The sequence below is a fragment of the Pseudomonas sp. MOIL14HWK12:I1 genome, from assembly GCF_000510705.1.
Taxonomy (GTDB): Bacteria; Pseudomonadota; Gammaproteobacteria; order Pseudomonadales; family Pseudomonadaceae; genus Chryseomonas; species Chryseomonas oryzihabitans.
Genome location: NZ_AZNY01000003.1, coordinates 1 through 16,712 on the forward strand (window position 1 = coordinate 1; position 16,712 = coordinate 16,712).

Below are 16,712 nucleotides of genomic sequence, written 5' to 3' on the forward strand. Positions count from 1 at the left end.
CGGGGCTTCAACTGTGCACGTTGTGCGTATGGGTGCCCTAGCTGATTATCGTGTTTTGCTGATGGCCCTTGTTTCGCCTGGCCGGCGACTCACTTTTCTTTGCTTGCGGATCGCCGCCCGGCGCAAAGAAAGTAAGCAAAAGAAAGCACACCCCACGTTTCGGCCCTCCGCTGCGCTCCGGGTGATTCGCTTCGCTCACCCTTCGGGCCAGCCTACGGCTGTTACTCCGCTTCGCTACGTTTCCCTCGCTCCGGCGCCGTGGCAGGGGCATGGCACGAAGGGGCTTCCTGCCCCTCGCGCCTTGCTCGGCGTCCTGCCTCGCAACCCCCGCCACGACACCGGAACGCGGCCTCACTGACGGGGACGGGGCGCTAGCCTGAGACTTCGGTGTTCATAGGATTTGTAGCGTGGAAAACCGCGCAGCGTTTTCCACTGGTGCGCGTTGCTAGCTTCGTGGACAAGGCTTCGCCGTTGTCCACGCTACGGGCTCTTCAACCAAAACTTTCAGGCTGGCGAATCGCCCCGTTCAGCAGGGCGAACGCCAGTGTCGTGGAGTGGGTCGAGCCGCATGGATGCGGCGAGAGGTCCAATGGGCCATCTGGACCGACCCCGGAACGGCGCTGGCGTGAGCGCACCCGCAGCGCAGCGGAAGGCCGGATGACCGGGGCAAGCGTTTTTGGTTACTTTTGTCCGGGGCGCGCAGCCGCGACTGGCAAAAGTGACTCGCCCGAGGGGGCGAAACAAGAAACATCAGCAGAATTCGATGAGCGACTATGGCACCAAGAAAGCCGAGCCTGCAGGACCGAAACGTTGGGCTTCGCTAGCGCTCAACCCAACCTACAAATCCCCCCAAATCACCCAACCCAAAAACTTGGCACACCTCCTGCAATATCCTAGGTAACTACCCTTTTGGGGACCTCGGTACAGGCAGGCTGGGGAATCCCCTCTTTTCTTCCCGAGGCCATCACCCAGTGTGATGGCCTCTTTTTTTCGTGTGCGAAAAGTGGAAAGCCGCAAGCTAGAGCGCTTTTCCTCCTCAGCAAGGACGCAGGGGTCGACAAAGGAGGACTAAGCTTCAAAACAATCCGGCTCCGCACCCCGTTCCGCTCTGGTGCAAAGCAGCGGCCTTTTGCCTGATAACGGGGCATTTCAGGGTGTCAGCGGGACCTCGACGTGGAGCACCCAATCCTCGCCGGCTTCGACGATGCGGTCGCTGGCCTGCAAGGCACCACCCACACCGACCAGCAGCACCTTCAGGTCCTGGCCATCCTGGCGCACGGTCCAGGAAAAGCTGCCGCCCGGCCGCGCCACCCGACCCTGGCGTTCGCCGCCGTCCCAGCGAGCGCGGGGCAGGCGCAGGCTGAGGGCGCCATCGGGGCGATAGCGTTCGTAGAACAGCGAGCGGTCGGCGGTGATCAGCAATTCGAAGCGCCCCGCCTCCTGATGAGCCTCCACCCCCAGGATGACCGGGCGGCGGGCCTCGGCCGACCAGGGATCGGGATGGGTGCGCTGGTACACCAGCTGGCCGAGGATCATGCCGAACAGCCCGGCGCCGAGGGCCGCCGAGGCCAGCCAGAGGATCAGGCGCTGGCGCTGGCCGCGCCATTCGGCCTTGAGCAGATCGGGATCTTCCACCCGCGCCAGTTCGTCCCGGCGGGCGCGCTGTTCGCGCAGCAGCCAGTCGACCAGCCGGCGCCAGAGGTTCATCGTCCTACCCCGCTCGCGACGGCGCGACGGCGGCGCAGTACCATAGGCGCTTTGCCAGGCGCCCTGCCCTTCATGTTCGACATCATCCTCTACCAACCGGAAATTCCGCCCAATACCGGCAACGTCATTCGCCTGTGCGCCATTACCGGCTGCCGCCTGCATCTGATCGAGCCGCTGGGCTTTGCGCTGGACGACAAGAAACTGCGTCGCGCCGGCTTGGACTACCACGAGTGGTCCAGCGTGCGGACCCATGCCAGCCTCGCGGCCTGTATAGCAGATTTGCAGCCGCCCCGACTGCTGGCCTTCACCACCAAGGCCAGCCATCCCTTCACCGAGATCGCCTATGCGCCGGGCGATGCCCTGCTGTTCGGTCCGGAAAGTCGCGGGCTGCCGGCCGAGGTGCTGGAGTCGCTGCCGCCCGAACAGCGGCTGCGCCTGCCGATGCTGCCCAATCGCCGCAGCCTCAATCTGTCCAATACCGTGGCCGTGGCGGTCTACGAAGGCTGGCGCCAACTGGGCTTCGCCGCACCGCCTGGCTGACCACCAGAACCTTCCCGCCAGACGCGTCGTCCCATGACCTACAGGCACATCGCCAGACAGTCACGTGAGGCGCACCATGAGCAAGATCGGCAAACCCAAGGTTGAACGCTATGACGCGCCCTCCGGTGGCTGGGGCTCGGCGCGCTCGGTGACCGAGATCGTCCTGCGTGAACGGGTGCCGCTCAAGTCCGGTGCGCTGCTGGCCCGGCAGAACAAGCACGGCGGCTTCGCCTGCGTGAGTTGTGCCTGGGCCAAGCCGGGCAAGCCCCATCCGCTGGAATTCTGCGAGAACGGCGCCAAGGCCACTGCCTGGGAGGTCACCAGCAAGAGATGCGGACCGGAATTCTTCGCCCAGCATTCGCTCAGCGAACTGCGTGGCTGGCGCGACTATGACCTGGAAGAGGTTGGCCGGCTGACCCATCCGCTGCGCTACGACGCCGCCACCGACCGCTATCGTCCGGTGAGCTGGGCCGAGGCCTTCGCCGACATCGGCGCCGAACTCAAGGCGCTGGCGCCGGACTCGGTAATCTTCTACGCCTCGGGTCGTGCGGCGCTGGAAACCTCCTACCTCTATCAGCTCTATGCCCGCCTGTACGGCACCAACAACCTGCCGGACAGTTCCAACATGTGCCACGAGAGCACCTCGGTCGCCCTGCCCAAGAGCATTGGCGTGACCGTGGGCACCGTGACCCTGAACGACTTCGATCAGGCCGACTGCCTGCTGTTCTTTGGCCAGAATCCGGGCAGCAACAGCCCACGGATGCTGCATGACCTGCAGGAGGCGCGCAAACGCGGCGCGCCCATCATCACCTTCAATCCCCTGCGCGAGCGCGGTCTGGAAACCTTCGTCAATCCGCAGTCGCCGGTGGAAATGCTGACCGACCAGCCCACCCAGATCAGCACCCAGTACCACCAGCTCAAGCCCGGTGGCGACACCGCGGCCCTCGCCGGCCTGTGCAAGGCCTTGCTGGCGGCCGATGATCTCGCGCGCGAACAGGGCCAACCGGCCGTGCTCGACCATGCCTTCATCGCCGAGCATTGCCACGGCTTCGCCGACTTCTGCGAGTGGTTGCAGCGCCAGGAATGGCCGCAGCTGGAGCGCCAGTCGGGGCTGACCCGCAGCGCTCTGGAAGCAGCCGCTGCCGTCTATGGTCGCTGTCAGAAGGTCATCGGCATCTATGGCATGGGGCTGACCCAGCATCGCCATGGCGTGGAAACCATCCAGATGCTGACCAACCTGCTGCTCATGCGCGGCAACATCGGCAAGCCCGGCGCCGGCATCTGCCCGGTGCGCGGGCATTCCAACGTCCAGGGCCAGCGCACCGTGGGCATCACCGAGAAGCCGGAGCTGGCGCCGCTCGAACAGCTGGGCGAGCGCTTCGGCTTCGCCCCGCCACAGGACAAGGGTCGCAATACCGTGGAAGCCTGCGAGGGCATCCTCGACGGCTCGGTGAAGGCCTTCATCAGCCTGGGCGGCAACTTCCTGCGCGCCATTCCCGAGACCAGCCTGATGGAGCCGGCCTGGCGCACCCTGCGCCTGTCGGTGCAGATCGCCACCAAGCTCAATCGCAATCATCTGGTGCCGGCGGACAAGACCTATCTGCTGCCCTGCCTGGGGCGTACCGAAATCGATCGCCAGAATGGGGTGGAACAGGCCCACAGCACCGAGGACAGTACCGGCTGCATCCACGGCTGGCGTGGCGTGGCCGAGCCGCCCGAAGGCGACCTGTTGTCCGAGCCGGCCATCGTCGCCGGCCTGGCCAAAGCCACCCTGCCCGACAACCCGCAAGTCACCTGGGACGCCTGGGTCGCCGACTATGCGCTGATCCGCGACGAGATCGCGCGCTCCTTCCCGGAGATCTTCCACGACTTCAATGCGCGGATGTGGGAGGTGGGCGGTTTCCATCGCCCGCTGCCGGCGGCCAAGCGTGAATGGAAGACCGACACCGGCAAGGCCAATCTCATCGTGCCGCGCAGCCTGGAAGAGGATCCGGACATGCCCGCCCGCGGGCGTGACGTCCTGACCCTGATGACGCTGCGCAGCAACGACCAGTTCAACACCACCATCTATGGCTATCACGATCGCTTTCGCGGCGTGAAAGGCACCCGTGCGGTGCTGCTGATGAATCGCAACGACATCGAACGCCTGGGCCTGGCCGAAGGCGACAAGGTGCAGGTGTCGACGGTGGCCGACGATGGCGTGCGCCGTGAGGTGGGTCCGCTGCGCGTCACGCCCTACAACATTCCGGAAGGGGCCTGTGGCGGCTACTACCCCGAATGCAACGCCCTGATCCCGCTCTGGCACCACGCCGAAGGCAGCAAGGTGCCAGCTGCCAAGGCCATCCCGGTACGCCTGAACAAACTGATCGCCGCCAACGATGGCAGCTTTCCGGTGGAACCGGAGGGGTATGGGGCGCTGTATTAGGTTCTGCTATCGGAGCCAGACAGCAAGTCTGCCTGCTGGGCTTCGCTGCGCTCAACCCAACCTACGGACGTGCATTCGTAGGTTGGGTCAAGACGGCTCCACCGTCGAAGCCCAACAGCCCTGGGCCTATCCCACGCACCTCGCCCTCACCCCAACCCTCTCCCGGAGGGAGAGGGGGAACCGCGACGCGCGTCCGTAGGTTGGGTTGAGACGGCTCCACCGTCGAAGCCCAACAGCCAATCAGCCAATCAGCCAATCAGCCAATCAGCCAATCGTCATCAGACTCGCATTACCACCCGCCGCTGCGGTATTCACGCTAAGGGCGCGCTCGATGAGCAGGCGCTCCAGCGGAATGGCGGTCTCGCCGCGGGCCAGGCCCTGGACGCCGACGATGGGACCATTGCGCTTGGCCACCTGCTGGCAGACCTGGCGCAGCTGATCGGAATCGCCGTGGTGCAGGACCGCCTCGAAGGCGACCTCGTCCTTGCGCCAGTCGGCCGCCACCTGAACCCGCGCGCGCACGGCTTGCGGCAGGCGCGTCAGCGTCGTCTTGTGGGCGTCCTCGATCAGGGCCGTGCTGCCCACCGCCATGACCGCCGCCAGTTGCAGCAGCAGATCGCTTTCGTCGGCCGCCAGGCACAGTACCCGGCTGCGCGGCAGCAGGCTGTAGCTGTTGCGCTCGCCGGTCGGACCCGGTAGCAGGCGGGTCAAGCCGCTCAGGGATTCCTCGGCGAATCTCAGGCAGGCCTGCTCCAGCTCGCCCAGGCCCTGTTGCTTGGCCCAGTCGTGCAGGGCGCCCAGCGGATTGCCGGCCTGCTGGCGCAGGGCATCGCGCACCTGCCATTCGGTCTCGCCGGTGCTGCCCTTGGCCAGGGCCACCGCGGGGTCGCCATCGGGACGGGTGCTGAGCAGGCGATATAGATACAGCGGGCCACCGGCCTTGGGGCCGGTGCCCGAGAGGCCTTCGCCGCCGAAGGGCTGCACCCCGACCACCGCGCCGACCATGTTGCGGTTGACGTAGAGGTTGCCGGCATGGGCGCGCTCCACCACCTTGGCGATGGTCTCGTCGATGCGGGTATGCACGCCGAAGGTCAGGCCGTAGCCGGTGGCGTTGATCTGGTCGATGACCTTGTCCAGGTCCTTGCGGCCATAGCGCACCACGTGCAGCACCGGACCGAAGACCTCGCGACCCAGTTCCGCCAGGCTCTCCAGCTCGATCAGGGTGGGCATGACGAAGGTCCCGCGGTGGATGGCATCGCCTTCCACGCGCCCGCCTTGGTGCACCCGGCGACCCTTACCGCGCAGGGTCTGGATGTGCTTGTCGATGGTGGCCTTGGCCTCGCCGTCGATCACCGGGCCGATGTCGATGGCCAGATTCTCCGGATTGCCCAGGCGGCATTCGGCCATGGCGCCCTTGAGCATTTCCAGCACGCGATCGGCCACGTCGTCCTGCACGCAGAGCACGCGCAGGGCCGAGCAGCGCTGACCGGCGCTGTCGAAGGCGGAGGCGACCACGTCGGCCACCACCTGCTCGGCCAGGGCCGAGGAGTCGACGATCATGGCGTTCTGGCCACCGGTCTCGGCGATCAGCGGGATCGGCCGGCCCTGGGCGTCCAGGCGTCCGGCGATGTTGCGCGCCAGGATCTGCGCCACCTCGGTGGAGCCGGTGAACATCACGCCCTTGACCCGCACATCGTTGACCAGGGCAGCGCCGATGGTGGAGCCCTCGCCCGGCAGCAGTTGCAGCACGCCTTCGGGGATGCCGGCTTCCAGCAGGATACGCACGGCCTGGGCGGCGATCAGCGGGGTCTGCTCGGCCGGCTTGGCCAGCACGGTGTTGCCGGCGGCCAGGGCCGCGGCGATCTGGCCGCTGAAGATGGCCAAGGGGAAGTTCCAGGGGCTGATGCAGACCACCGGGCCCAGCGGGCGGTGGCTGTCGTTGGCGAAGTCACGGCGCACCAGGGCGGCGTAGTAGCGCAGGAAGTCCACCGCCTCGCGCACCTCCGCGATGGCATTGGCGTAGGTCTTGCCGGCCTCGCGCACCAGCAGGCCCATCAGCGGCTGGATCTGCGCCTCCATCAATTCGGCGGCGCGATCCAGGGCGGCGGCGCGCTGCTCGGGCGGCGTGGATTGCCAGATGGGTGCGGCGGCCAGGGCTTCTTCCAGGGCGATGTCGACATCGGCGCGGGTGGCGTTGCTGACCTGACCGACGCGATCGCGGCGATCGGTCGGATTGAGCACCGGTTGCGCAATCGACGGCTCGCTGGCGCGACCCAGCAGCGGGCGGGCTTCCCAGGCGGTGTTGCCACTGGCCAGCAGGGCCGCGGACAACGAACCCAGACGGTGTTCGCTGGACAGGTCCAGACCGCTGGAATTGCAACGCTCGGCGCCGTACAGGGCGCTGGGATGGGGAATGCGCGGATGCGGCAGGCCGATGGCGCCTTCATTGGTGGACTGCTGCTCGATCTGCACCACCGGATCGGCCACCAGCTCGTCGAGGGAGATGGAATGGTCGGCGATGCGGTTGACGAAGGAGGTGTTGGCGCCGTTTTCCAGCAGGCGGCGGACCAGGTAGGCCAGCAGCGTCTCGTGGGTGCCCACCGGGGCATAGATGCGGCACGGCCGCGCCAGCTTGCCGTCTTTGACGCTGCCCACCACCTGCTCGTACAGCGGCTCGCCCATGCCGTGCAGGCACTGGAATTCGTACTGGCCGGGGTAGTAGTTCTGCCCGCCGAGCTGGTAGATGGCGGCCAGGGTGTGGGCGTTGTGGGTGGCGAATTGCGGGTAGATGGATTCCGGCGCCGCCAGGAGCTTGCGGGCGCAGGCCAGGTAGGCCACGTCGGTGTAGACCTTGCGGGTATAGACCGGATAGCCCTCCAGGCCTTCCACCTGGGCGCGCTTGATCTCGCTGTCCCAGTAGGCGCCCTTGACCAGGCGGATCATCAGACGCCGACGGCTGCGCCGAGCCAGGTCGATCAGGTAGTCGATCACCAGCGGGCAGCGCTTCTGGTAGGCCTGGATGACGAAGCCGATGCCGTTCCAGCCGGCCAGTTGCGGTTCGAAGGACAGGCGCTCCAGGAGATCCAGGGAGATCTCCAGGCGATCGGCTTCCTCGGCGTCGATGTTCAGGCCGATGTCGTAGCGCTTGGCCAGCAGGGTCAGTTCCAGCAGGCGCGGATAGAGCTCGCTCATCACCCGGTCGTACTGGGCGCGGCTGTAGCGCGGATGCAGTGCCGAGAGCTTGATGGAGATGCCCGGGCCCTCGTAGATGCCACGGCCATGGGAGGCCTTGCCGATGGAGTGGATGGCCTGCTCGTAGGAGGCAAGGTAGCGGCGGGCATCGGCCTCGGTCAGGGCGGCTTCGCCGAGCATGTCGTAGCTGTAGCGGAAGCCCTTCGCCTCGAACTTGCTGGCGTTGGCCAGGGCTTCGGCGATGGTCTCGCCGGTGACGAACTGCTCGCCCATCAGGCGCATGGCCATGTCCACGCCCTTGCGGATCACCGGCTCGCCGCTCTTGCCGATGAGGCGATTGAGCGAACTGGTGAGGCCGGCCTCGTTGTGGGTCGAGACCAGGCGGCCGGTCAGCAGCAGGCCCCAGGTGGCGGCGTTGACGAACAGCGAGGGGCTGTTGCCCAGGTGCGGCTGCCAGTTGCCGGTGCTGATCTTGTCGCGGATCAGCGCATCGCGGGTGCCCTTGTCGGGGATGCGCAGCAGGGCTTCGGCCAGGCACATCAGGGCAACGCCTTCCTGGGACGACAGCGAGAATTCACGGAGCAGACTCTGCACCATTCCGGAGCGCCCGGTTGCACCCTTGGCATTACGCAGCTTCTCGGCGATGCGGTGAGCCAGTTCATGGGTGGCCTTGGCCTGGGCCGCCGGCAGGCGCGCCTGCTCCAGCAATAGCGGCAGCAGCTCTTCTTCCGGCCGACGATACGCCGCGGTGATGGCCGAGCGCAGTACCGATTGCGGCAGGATGCTTTCGGCGAATTCCAGGAAGGGCTGGTAGACCGGATCGGCCAGCGCCTCGACGGCTTCGTTGTCGCCCTCGGCCAGACGCTGGGCGATGCCCTGCAGATCGGCCAGGGTCGCGCCGCTTTCCAGGGTTTCCAGATAGGTATAGATGGCCTGCTTGATCAGCCAGTGGGGCGTCCGATCGATACGGCGCGCCGCTTCCTTGAGGCGATCGCGGGTGGCTTCGTCGAGCTTTACGCCCAGGGTGGTGGTAGTGGCCATGCGCAGGTCCTCAAGCAAGAAGGCGTCGAAATTCGGCGCAGCTTAGCGCCGCTCGAAAGAAAAGTGCAACCAAGTGCAACCCGCAAGGTTCTACCGTCGATCCGGTTGCACCAAAAGCTAGGTAACAGAACGGAAGGTTATGCAGAGATCAGGCCAAGGGGTGCGACCCGGTTGAACCCCTACCACAGGGGAATCGCCTGCCCAGGTGACGACGGCCGGGAATCGTTAGCCAGACAAGTGTTACCTGGCGCCACACCGCGACGATCGCTACGGCTGCAGGGAAGGAAAGTGCGGGAGCACGAATTCGCCCAGTTCCTGGACCACTTCGCTGGCCGGACGCCGTGAGGGGCGCAGGTTGAGGGCCAGGTGATTGACGCCGGCTTCCTGCAATTGACCAAGGTAGTCCACCAACGCCCGCCGCCCGCAGGACAAGCCGGCATGGATGGGCCGAGGCGGCTGGGCCGGATCGCTGGCCAGCTCGAAGAACAGCCCCTGGGCGAAGGGCTTGAACAGCTCGCGCCCGCCGATCTCGTCCAGCGCCTCGCGCCAGACCCGCGTCAGCGCCGGAACATGTTCGGCCGGTACGAAGTAATAGAACCAGCCATCGGCCTTGGCGGCGATCCAGTCCACTGTTTGCCGACTGCGCCCGGTGACCAGCGCCGGAATGCGCCCATGCACGGGTTTGGGCACCAGATCGGCCAGCCCCTGCAGATCGCCGAAGCGGCGAAAGGCCCCCAGCGGGAAATTAGTCTCGCCGGCCAGGCGAAACATCTCGAAGGCATCGCGAAAGCGCTCGCCCCGCCGCTCGAATTCACTCTCCAGGCCAAAGGCCGGGTATTCCACCGGGCGATCGCCGGAGGCCACCCCCAGCACCAGCCGGCCATCGCTCAACTGGTCGACCGAAGCCGCCATCTTGGCCAGGTGCAGCGGATGGCGCAGGGTGATGACGGCGCTGCCAGTGGCCAGGGTCAGGTGCTGGGTGATGCCCGCCAGATAGCCGAGATAGGTGAAGGGCTCGAACACCTGGCCGGCATCGTTGAAGCCGGGATCGTAGAAGGGCACGTCGCGCGCCCAGAGCGCCGCGAAGCCCAGTTGGTCGGCCAGCCGCGCCAGGCGGGCGTGGTCGCGCAGGGTCGGCATGGGATCGTCGGGATAGCCCTCCAGTGGCAGCAGAAAGCCTAGGGTCAGGCGCCCGGGTGCGAACAGCCGCGAAAAGCCCGGATGCTGAAGAAAGGCGCGGCGACGCTCCGTGGTGGACATGGGGATTCCTTGCCGGAGAGGGAAAGCGAATGACCTTCTATGGAGTCTAGCGGCATTCCAGGGTTCGCCGGACAGTCGATGAGAGCGGCGAAGGTGTTCATCGCCGTCTGCGCGAGCGGGAGCCGCTGGCCGCCAGCGAAGAACCGTCCCGCCAAATCCCCTTCTCTCCGGATACAGGCCAGGGCCTCTGCTCCTGCCTTTTGGTCATATCTCTAAAGCCAGACTAATAAAAAGCAATCCCTCAACTAACACGGATTGTCCAAGGCCAAATTTCGACTAAAAATTCTATATATATCAATAGCGATAACAGCGAATGCCTGGAAACGAAATCACTCTTGATATTGATATATAAGAATTAGACTTACCATTATTTAAAGATTGTAAACACCTAACTTTTTCACATTACCCTCGGCTAGAATCCGACGCCCTCCGCCCCTCTCAAACTCCGGAACTTTCCGCCGAACATTGGAAATAGCCCCATGAAGATGAGCAACATGAGTGTTCGTACGAAGCTGTTTTCCGGCTTTACCATCCTGATCATTCTGTCCCTGGCTATCGCCTATGCCGGCTGGGACGGCATCCAGGCCCTGGGCCGACGCGGCAACCTGATCGAACAGTTCACCCAAATCGGTCTACTCGCCCGCGACATGCGCAATGCCCGCAAGGATTTCGCCCTCATGCCGGAAGCCGACCAGGCCGCTCGCTGGAAAGGCGGCATCGATGCCCTCGAACAGCAACTAGAGAATGTCCGTCCACTGTTCAAACGTCCGGAAAGCACAGCACTACTGGCCCGTACCGAACAGACCCTCAGGGAATACCGCGATATCTATCAGCAGGCGCTCAAGGTGACCCAGGATCGCACCACCGCGATCCAGGACATTCGCGATACGGGCGACATGATGGACCAGCGATTGCAGGAGGCATCCAGCGCCCTGGATCGTGAGCGCGATCAAGCCAGCGCCCAGCTGCCCTCCCTGCTGGCGGCGCTGCAGCAACTGCGGATCCACTTGCACCTCTATGTGCTCAAGTCCGCCGGGCCACAACAGGAAGCCTTGCTGGCGTCCCTGACCAAGACCGGTGACGTGCTCAAGACCTTGCCTCCGACCCCGGAACTGCAGCAGCTGCCAGGACTTCTCGACCAGTACCAGCGTCAGGTCCAGCAGCTGTTCAGCGTCCAGAAGGCGTACCAGGACGTCAATCAGGGGCTCTACCAGCATATCCAGATGTTGCTCAAGACCTCCGACGAGATGAAGCAGCTACAGAGCCAGTTCCGCCTCGACGATATCCGCGAAGCCAAGCTGATGCTCTTTGGCGGGCTGCTGCTGGCGGTACTGCTCAGCCTGGTCGCGGCCTGGGTCATCACCCGCTCCATCGTGACGCCGCTGCGCCAGACCCTGGTGACCGTGGAACAGCTCGCTGCGGGCGACCTGACCGTGCAGATCGAGGCAGCGCGCAAGGACGAGATCGGCCAGTTGCAGGCGGCCATGCAGCGCATGATCGTCAATCTGAGCGACCTGATCCGCGAGCAGAAGGACGGCGTCATCCAGGTCGCCAGTGCCGCCGAAGAACTCTCCGCCGTCACCGAGCAGACGCGCGCTGGCGCCTCGGCGCAGAAGATGGAGACCGAGCAGATCGCCACCGCCATGCAGCAGATGAGCGCCACCATCAACGAGGTGGCGCGCAATGCCGAACAGGCGTCGACCACCGCCCGCGAGGCCACGCTCAAGACCCGGGAGGGTGACGAGATGGTCAACCAGGTCGCCACTCAGATTCAGAGCCTGGCCCAGGAAGTGGACAGCACCCAGGCCACCATGGAGTTGCTCAGGCAGGATGCCGACCGCATCGGCGGCGTGCTGGACGTGATCAAGGCGGTCGCCGAGCAGACCAATCTGCTGGCGCTCAACGCCGCCATCGAGGCCGCTCGCGCCGGTGAAGCCGGACGTGGCTTCGCCGTGGTCGCCGACGAGGTGCGCGGCCTGGCGCAGCGTACGCGCACCTCCACCGACGAGATCGCCAGCCTCATCACCCGACTGCACGGCAGCACCGACAAGATGAGCGCCGCCCTCGACCGCAATATCGAACTGACCGGCGAAAGCGTCGACCTGACCCGCCAGGCAGGCGTGGTGCTGGGCAGCGTCAGCAGTGCGGTGAGCGAGATCGAGGCCATGAACGAGCAGATCGCCACCGCGGTCGAGCAACAGAGTGCGGCCAGTGAAAACATCAGCCGCAGCGTGGTCAAGGTCCACGAAGTGGCCGACCAGACCGCCGCCGCCACCGAGAAAACCGCCGGCTCCAGCACCGAACTGGCCAACCTGAGCCTGCAGCTGCAAGACCTGACGTCGCGCTTCAGGGTCTGAGACCCGGGCCAGGCGATGCTCGGGAATCGCCTGGCCGCACCCCGGCCGCAAGGCTTCGAACTCGATCGGGCCGCGTTGCCGGAAGGCCACGGGCGACGCGCCTGACCCATACCCGCGGGAGCCCCTCCTCAAGCGGTCTGAATACGCAACCGCGGCCAACGCTCCAGCCAGCCCTTGGTCGCGAGTCTCTGGCGAAAGGCTTCGGGTCGTGGACGCCAGGGATTGGGCGTGAGATGCAGGGCGAAGAGCCCTTCCTGGGCGAAGGGGCTGACCACTTCGAGCTCGCCCTCGGCGGTCAGGCGCGCGGCCAGGGCAGACTCGACCTCGACCCAAAAACGCATGGCGTCCAGGCTATCGCCATAACGCGCATCGTCATTGCGCAGGTGCATGGCGGCTTGATTGCGTACCGACCAAGGCCAACCCGGCGCCCGCGCCGCCAACAGCGCTTCGATTTCCCTGTCCCGCTCGGGCCGGCAGTCAGTCGCGTCGAAATAGATGACATCCAGATCCGCCAGCGGCGTCGACTCGGCGTGGCCATGCAGTCGATCCCACACCAGGTTGCGTACGAAGCCCGCGGCCAGCCAGGCGTCGGGCAGATGCAGGTCGGCGAGGACGCGCAGCAGGCGCAGACGCTCGGCGTCAGCCTTCAACCAGGACGCTATCTGGGAGAACTCTGGGGTCATGGCACGGCTACAGAGTCGGAAAATCCCGAAGATGACCGTCTACACCCGCTTTCGCAACGTCCATCGCCAATAATCGCAATAACCTTTGGCCCTCTTAAGTTTTACAAACAGATGTCGAAAATGTGACGGCTTCGCTTGATCACGTTTGCGAGGCCAACAGGACGTGGTGACCGGTCAGGACATGACCCCTGGCAGCCCTCGCTGAAAAGAGGGCGCCGCACCTCGCTGCTCGCTACTGCCCAAGCTTTCCGAGGTGTAGATGTTCCGTAACCTGTCGCTGACGCTCAAGCTGTCGCTGCTGCCCGCTGCCGCTCTGCTGGGCCTGCTGCTCTACGTGGCCTACACCTCGGCCCAGCTGGCTGGCAACGATCAACGCCTCGACCAGCTGGAAAATCACAGCTATCCGCTGCTGGAAAAGGCTGACGCCGTACTCTTTCAGTTTTCCCGTTTGCCCGGCCTGTTCAACAGCGCGGTGACCGCCAGTGAGCTGGAAACCCTGGGCGAGGCGCGCAAGGTGGTCGATGACATCGACCACCGCCTGCAGGAAATGGCCGACCTCACCCGTCAGACCTCGGCGCGCAACGACGAGATATCCGGCTGGCGCCAGGGCATCCATCGCTATGCGGACAATGCCCTGGGCGCCTCCGAGCAGCTGATCAAGGGCAGCGGCTCCTTCGACTCCCTGCGACCCAACCTGGACCGCATGGCCACGGATCTCGCCGCCGCCCAGCAGCTGGGCACCACCCTGCGCAGCCATGCCTATACCGACTTCCAGCAGACCCTGGCCCAGGCTCGCGACCAGAATGCCGACACCACTCGGGTCGGCATCTGGCTGAGTCTGCTGCTGGTGGTGATCCTGGCCGGCGCCGCCGTGCTGACCATCCGCAGCGTGCTCGGCAGCGTGCGCGAGGTGATCGCCTCGCTGCGCGCCATCGCCGAGGGCGACGGTGACCTCACCCGCCGCCTGCAGGTCGGTTCGCGGGACGAGATCGGCCAGATGACCGCGCTGTTCAACATCTTTCTCGATCAGTTGCAGGGCACCATCAAGGCCATCGTCGACGCCGCCCATCCGCTGGGGCAGGTGTCCGGCGAGCTCTATCGCCTCACCCAGACGGTGGAGAACAACGCCCGTTCCCAGCAGGGTCATACCGAGTCCATCGGTCGGGACATCCAGACCATGAACACCAACCTGCACGAGGTGGCCGACCGCTCGCGCGAGGCCGCCGACCAGGCCGCCGCCGCGGCCGAGCAGTCCGCCGCCGCCCGTACCAGCATCGGCCAGCTGTCGCGCAACATGGGTGAACTGGACGACAGCGTGCGCCAGTCGGCCGAGTCCATGCAGCAACTGGAACAGGAAACCCGCCAGGTCGGGCTGGTGCTGGACGTGATCAAGTCCATCGCCGAGCAGACCAATCTGCTGGCGCTCAACGCCGCCATCGAGGCCGCGCGCGCCGGTGAACAGGGCCGCGGCTTTGCCGTGGTGGCCGACGAGGTGCGCAATCTGGCGCAGAAGACCGCGCGCTCCACCGCCGAGATCCAGCAGATCATCGAACGCCTGCAGGGCAACGCCCAGCGCGTGCTGCAGGCCATGCAGGGCAGCCATACCCAGGCGCAGGTCAGCGCCAGCAGCTCCCAGGCCGCCACTGCCATGCTCGAAGGCATCGCCCAGGCCGTGGCGCGGATCAACGACTACAACGCTCAGATCGCCCTGCTCACCGGCGAGCAGCTGAGCCTTTCCGATTCGATCAGCAGCGACACCCGCCGCCTGCAGAGCGATACCCAGTCCAGCGCGGACAGCACCACCGCCACCGCCCGCATGGGCGAGCAGCTGGTGGTGGTCGACACCGATCTCCGGCAGGCGACCTCGCGCTTCCGCATCTAGCTATCCCTCTACCGCCTTTCCCTATACCGAGAAACCTCTAGGAGCACTTCCATGGCTTTTGCACGTCTGCTCGCCTTCGGCGCGGCCCTCACCTGCGCGGGATCCGCGCTCGCCCTCGATCAGGGTGACTATCGCTTCAACGGCTTCGGCACCGCCGGCATCACCCACCTGGGCGGTGAAGACGACGGCCGCAGCTTCGGCATCAATGGCCAGACCAACGACCACTGGCGCGGCGATCAGCTGAGCAAGCTGGGCGGCCAGTTCCAGTACGGCCTGACCGACAAGCTGGACGCCACCGTGCAGGTCACCGCCAAGGCCGAGCAGGACCAGTGGAAGGCCAACCTGGAATGGGCCTACCTGGCCTTCCACGCCACCGACAACCTGACCTTCCGCGCCGGCCGCCTGCGTACGCCGGTGTTCATGTATTCCGAGACCCTGGACGTGGGTATCACCTACCCCTGGCTGCGCCTGCCCGACGAGGTCTACAGCCAGGTGCAGGTCTCCAACTACGAAGGCGCCGATGCCCTCTGGAGTCTGCCGGTCGCCTTCGGCACCCTGAACCTCCAGGTGAGCGGGGGCCAGGCGGTCAATCGCAACTACTTCGTCAACGATGACCTCTACGACATCGACTACAAGCGCATCGCCGCCGCCAACGTCAGCCTGGCGACCAACGAGTACGGCACCGTGCGCCTGGCCTACACCGAGTCCAGCATCGACCTGCACTATCCGTTGCTGACCCTGGACGACCAGAAGGGCAAGTTCACCTCGCTCGGCTACCAGTACGACAACGGCACCTGGCTGACCAGCAACGAATGGACCCGCCGCGTCATCGAGGGTGACAACCAGGGCAGCAGCAACGCCTTCTACCTGATGGCCGGTCGCCGCTTCGGTGACTTCCTGGCCCATGTGACCTACGCCCAGCTGGACGAGGAACGCGCCGGTCGCCAGAGCTCCTGGACCTACGGCCTGAACTACAACATCACCCCCAGCCTGGTGCTCAAGAGCGAATACAAGCGCGTCGACACCACCGGCGGCTACAACGGCACCTTCGTCAAGACCGACAACGAGAGCATCGCCAATGCCGTCTACGACCGCAGTGGCGGCCGCTTCGGCGCGCCGGCCCGCAACTTCGACGGCGACATCATCAGCATCGGCCTCGACTTCATCTTCTAAGGAATCCGCCCATGAGTTCTCTCCGCCTGCTCACCGGCGCCGCCCTACTGTTCAGCGTCAGCCTGGTCCACGCCGAAGTCGCCGTGATCGTCAATCCGGCCGCTGCCAAGACACCCGGCCAGGATGAAGTGGCCAACATCTTCCTCGGCAAGGACAAGTCGCTGAAGGGCGTCGACCAGAAGGACTGGTCGGCCACCAAGGAAACCTTCTATGCCAAGGTCGCCAACAAGAACGAAGCCCAGCTGAAGTCCTACTGGTCGGGCCTGGTGTTCACCGGCAAGGGCCAACCGCTGCCCAGCGTGGCCGGCGACGCCGCTGTGGTCGCCCAGGTGGCCGGCGAGGCCGACGCCATCGGCTACGTGGACAAGGCCGCGGTCACCGACAAGGTAAAGGTCCTCTTCACCCTGCAGTGATGGCCGCACCATGAAAAAAGCCGTCTCTCGACGGCTTTT

Annotated in this window: 10 protein-coding genes and 1 pseudogene; 7 read left to right on the plus strand and 4 right to left on the minus strand. The window is 65.4% G+C overall.

Translation table 11 applies throughout. From position 1 onward, the window contains the following. Positions 1 to 1,149: 1,149 nt before the first annotated feature. Entirely contained in the window at positions 1,150 to 1,707 is a 558-nt protein-coding gene (locus tag PSEK12I1_RS0100005) for a hypothetical protein (protein ID WP_027598208.1), read from the minus strand. 72 nt (positions 1,708 to 1,779) lie between these two features. On the opposite strand from PSEK12I1_RS0100005, the gene PSEK12I1_RS0100010 reads away from it, so the two are divergent. After that, positions 1,780 to 2,247: a tRNA (cytidine(34)-2'-O)-methyltransferase gene (locus tag PSEK12I1_RS0100010; RefSeq protein ID WP_007161318.1), complete on the plus strand. Its 468-nt coding sequence runs from the start codon at positions 1,780 to 1,782 to the stop codon at positions 2,245 to 2,247. Positions 2,248 to 2,323: 76 nt separating this feature from the next. Then, complete coding sequence (locus PSEK12I1_RS0100015; RefSeq protein WP_222932059.1) at positions 2,324 to 4,672, plus strand: FdhF/YdeP family oxidoreductase; 2,349 nt, start codon at positions 2,324 to 2,326, stop codon at positions 4,670 to 4,672. A 264-nt stretch (positions 4,673 to 4,936) separates the two neighbouring features. Here the strand turns inward: PSEK12I1_RS0100015 and putA are convergent, their stop codons facing one another. Next, positions 4,937 to 8,905, minus strand: a complete 3,969-nt coding sequence (gene putA / locus PSEK12I1_RS0100020; RefSeq protein WP_027600311.1) for a trifunctional transcriptional regulator/proline dehydrogenase/L-glutamate gamma-semialdehyde dehydrogenase — start codon at positions 8,903 to 8,905, stop codon at positions 4,937 to 4,939. 267 nt (positions 8,906 to 9,172) lie between these two features. Continuing rightward, positions 9,173 to 10,165, minus strand: a complete 993-nt coding sequence (locus PSEK12I1_RS0100025) for an LLM class oxidoreductase (RefSeq protein ID WP_027600312.1) — start codon at positions 10,163 to 10,165, stop codon at positions 9,173 to 9,175. Positions 10,166 to 10,659: 494 nt separating this feature from the next. On the opposite strand from PSEK12I1_RS0100025, the pseudogene PSEK12I1_RS25120 reads away from it, so the two are divergent. Together PSEK12I1_RS25120 and PSEK12I1_RS25125 are read left to right on the plus strand one after the other, a co-directional pair. Next, positions 10,660 to 11,664 (plus strand): annotated as a pseudogene (locus tag PSEK12I1_RS25120) (HAMP domain-containing protein); the annotation flags it as partial. Positions 11,665 to 11,781: 117 nt separating this feature from the next. Then, a complete protein-coding gene (locus PSEK12I1_RS25125; protein ID WP_371099471.1) occupies positions 11,782 to 12,522 on the plus strand; it encodes a methyl-accepting chemotaxis protein in 741 nt (246 codons plus the stop codon). Between the two features lie 128 nt (positions 12,523 to 12,650). On the opposite strand, the gene PSEK12I1_RS0100035 is transcribed toward PSEK12I1_RS25125, so the two are convergent. Next, positions 12,651 to 13,205 carry a nucleotidyltransferase family protein gene (locus PSEK12I1_RS0100035; RefSeq protein ID WP_027600314.1) on the minus strand — a complete coding sequence of 185 codons (555 nt, stop codon included), beginning with the start codon at positions 13,203 to 13,205 and terminating at the stop codon, positions 12,651 to 12,653. A gap of 259 nt (positions 13,206 to 13,464) precedes the next feature. On the opposite strand from PSEK12I1_RS0100035, the gene PSEK12I1_RS0100040 reads away from it, so the two are divergent. Genes PSEK12I1_RS0100040 through PSEK12I1_RS0100050 form a run of 3 tightly spaced genes read left to right on the plus strand, consistent with a single transcriptional unit; the run spans position 13,465 to position 16,673 of the window. Further along, on the plus strand, positions 13,465 to 15,087 hold the full coding sequence (locus PSEK12I1_RS0100040) for a methyl-accepting chemotaxis protein (RefSeq protein ID WP_027600315.1): 1,623 nt from the start codon (positions 13,465 to 13,467) through the stop codon (positions 15,085 to 15,087). Between the two features lie 51 nt (positions 15,088 to 15,138). Further along, the gene (locus tag PSEK12I1_RS23400) at positions 15,139 to 16,260 is read left to right on the plus strand and encodes a hypothetical protein (protein ID WP_051399180.1); all 1,122 of its coding nucleotides are present in this window, start codon (positions 15,139 to 15,141) and stop codon (positions 16,258 to 16,260) included. A gap of 11 nt (positions 16,261 to 16,271) precedes the next feature. Then, the gene (locus PSEK12I1_RS0100050) at positions 16,272 to 16,673 is read left to right on the plus strand and encodes a hypothetical protein (protein ID WP_027600316.1); all 402 of its coding nucleotides are present in this window, start codon (positions 16,272 to 16,274) and stop codon (positions 16,671 to 16,673) included. The last annotated feature ends 39 nt before the right edge of the window (positions 16,674 to 16,712 follow it).

What these genes read in the sequence shown, in the direction of transcription:
- PSEK12I1_RS0100005 (WP_027598208.1), bottom strand. Translation starts at nt 1,707, where the DNA reads ATGAACCTCTGGCGCCGGCTGGTCGACTGGCTGCTGCGCGAACAGCGC.
- PSEK12I1_RS0100010 (WP_007161318.1), top strand. Translation starts at nt 1,780, where the DNA reads ATGTTCGACATCATCCTCTACCAACCGGAAATTCCGCCCAATACCGGC.
- PSEK12I1_RS0100015 (WP_222932059.1), top strand. Translation starts at nt 2,324, where the DNA reads ATGAGCAAGATCGGCAAACCCAAGGTTGAACGCTATGACGCGCCCTCC.
- putA (WP_027600311.1), bottom strand. Translation starts at nt 8,905, where the DNA reads ATGGCCACTACCACCACCCTGGGCGTAAAGCTCGACGAAGCCACCCGC.
- PSEK12I1_RS0100025 (WP_027600312.1), bottom strand. Translation starts at nt 10,165, where the DNA reads ATGTCCACCACGGAGCGTCGCCGCGCCTTTCTTCAGCATCCGGGCTTT.
- PSEK12I1_RS25125 (WP_371099471.1), top strand. Translation starts at nt 11,782, where the DNA reads ATGGAGACCGAGCAGATCGCCACCGCCATGCAGCAGATGAGCGCCACC.
- PSEK12I1_RS0100035 (WP_027600314.1), bottom strand. Translation starts at nt 13,205, where the DNA reads ATGACCCCAGAGTTCTCCCAGATAGCGTCCTGGTTGAAGGCTGACGCC.
- PSEK12I1_RS0100040 (WP_027600315.1), top strand. Translation starts at nt 13,465, where the DNA reads ATGTTCCGTAACCTGTCGCTGACGCTCAAGCTGTCGCTGCTGCCCGCT.
- PSEK12I1_RS23400 (WP_051399180.1), top strand. Translation starts at nt 15,139, where the DNA reads ATGGCTTTTGCACGTCTGCTCGCCTTCGGCGCGGCCCTCACCTGCGCG.
- PSEK12I1_RS0100050 (WP_027600316.1), top strand. Translation starts at nt 16,272, where the DNA reads ATGAGTTCTCTCCGCCTGCTCACCGGCGCCGCCCTACTGTTCAGCGTC.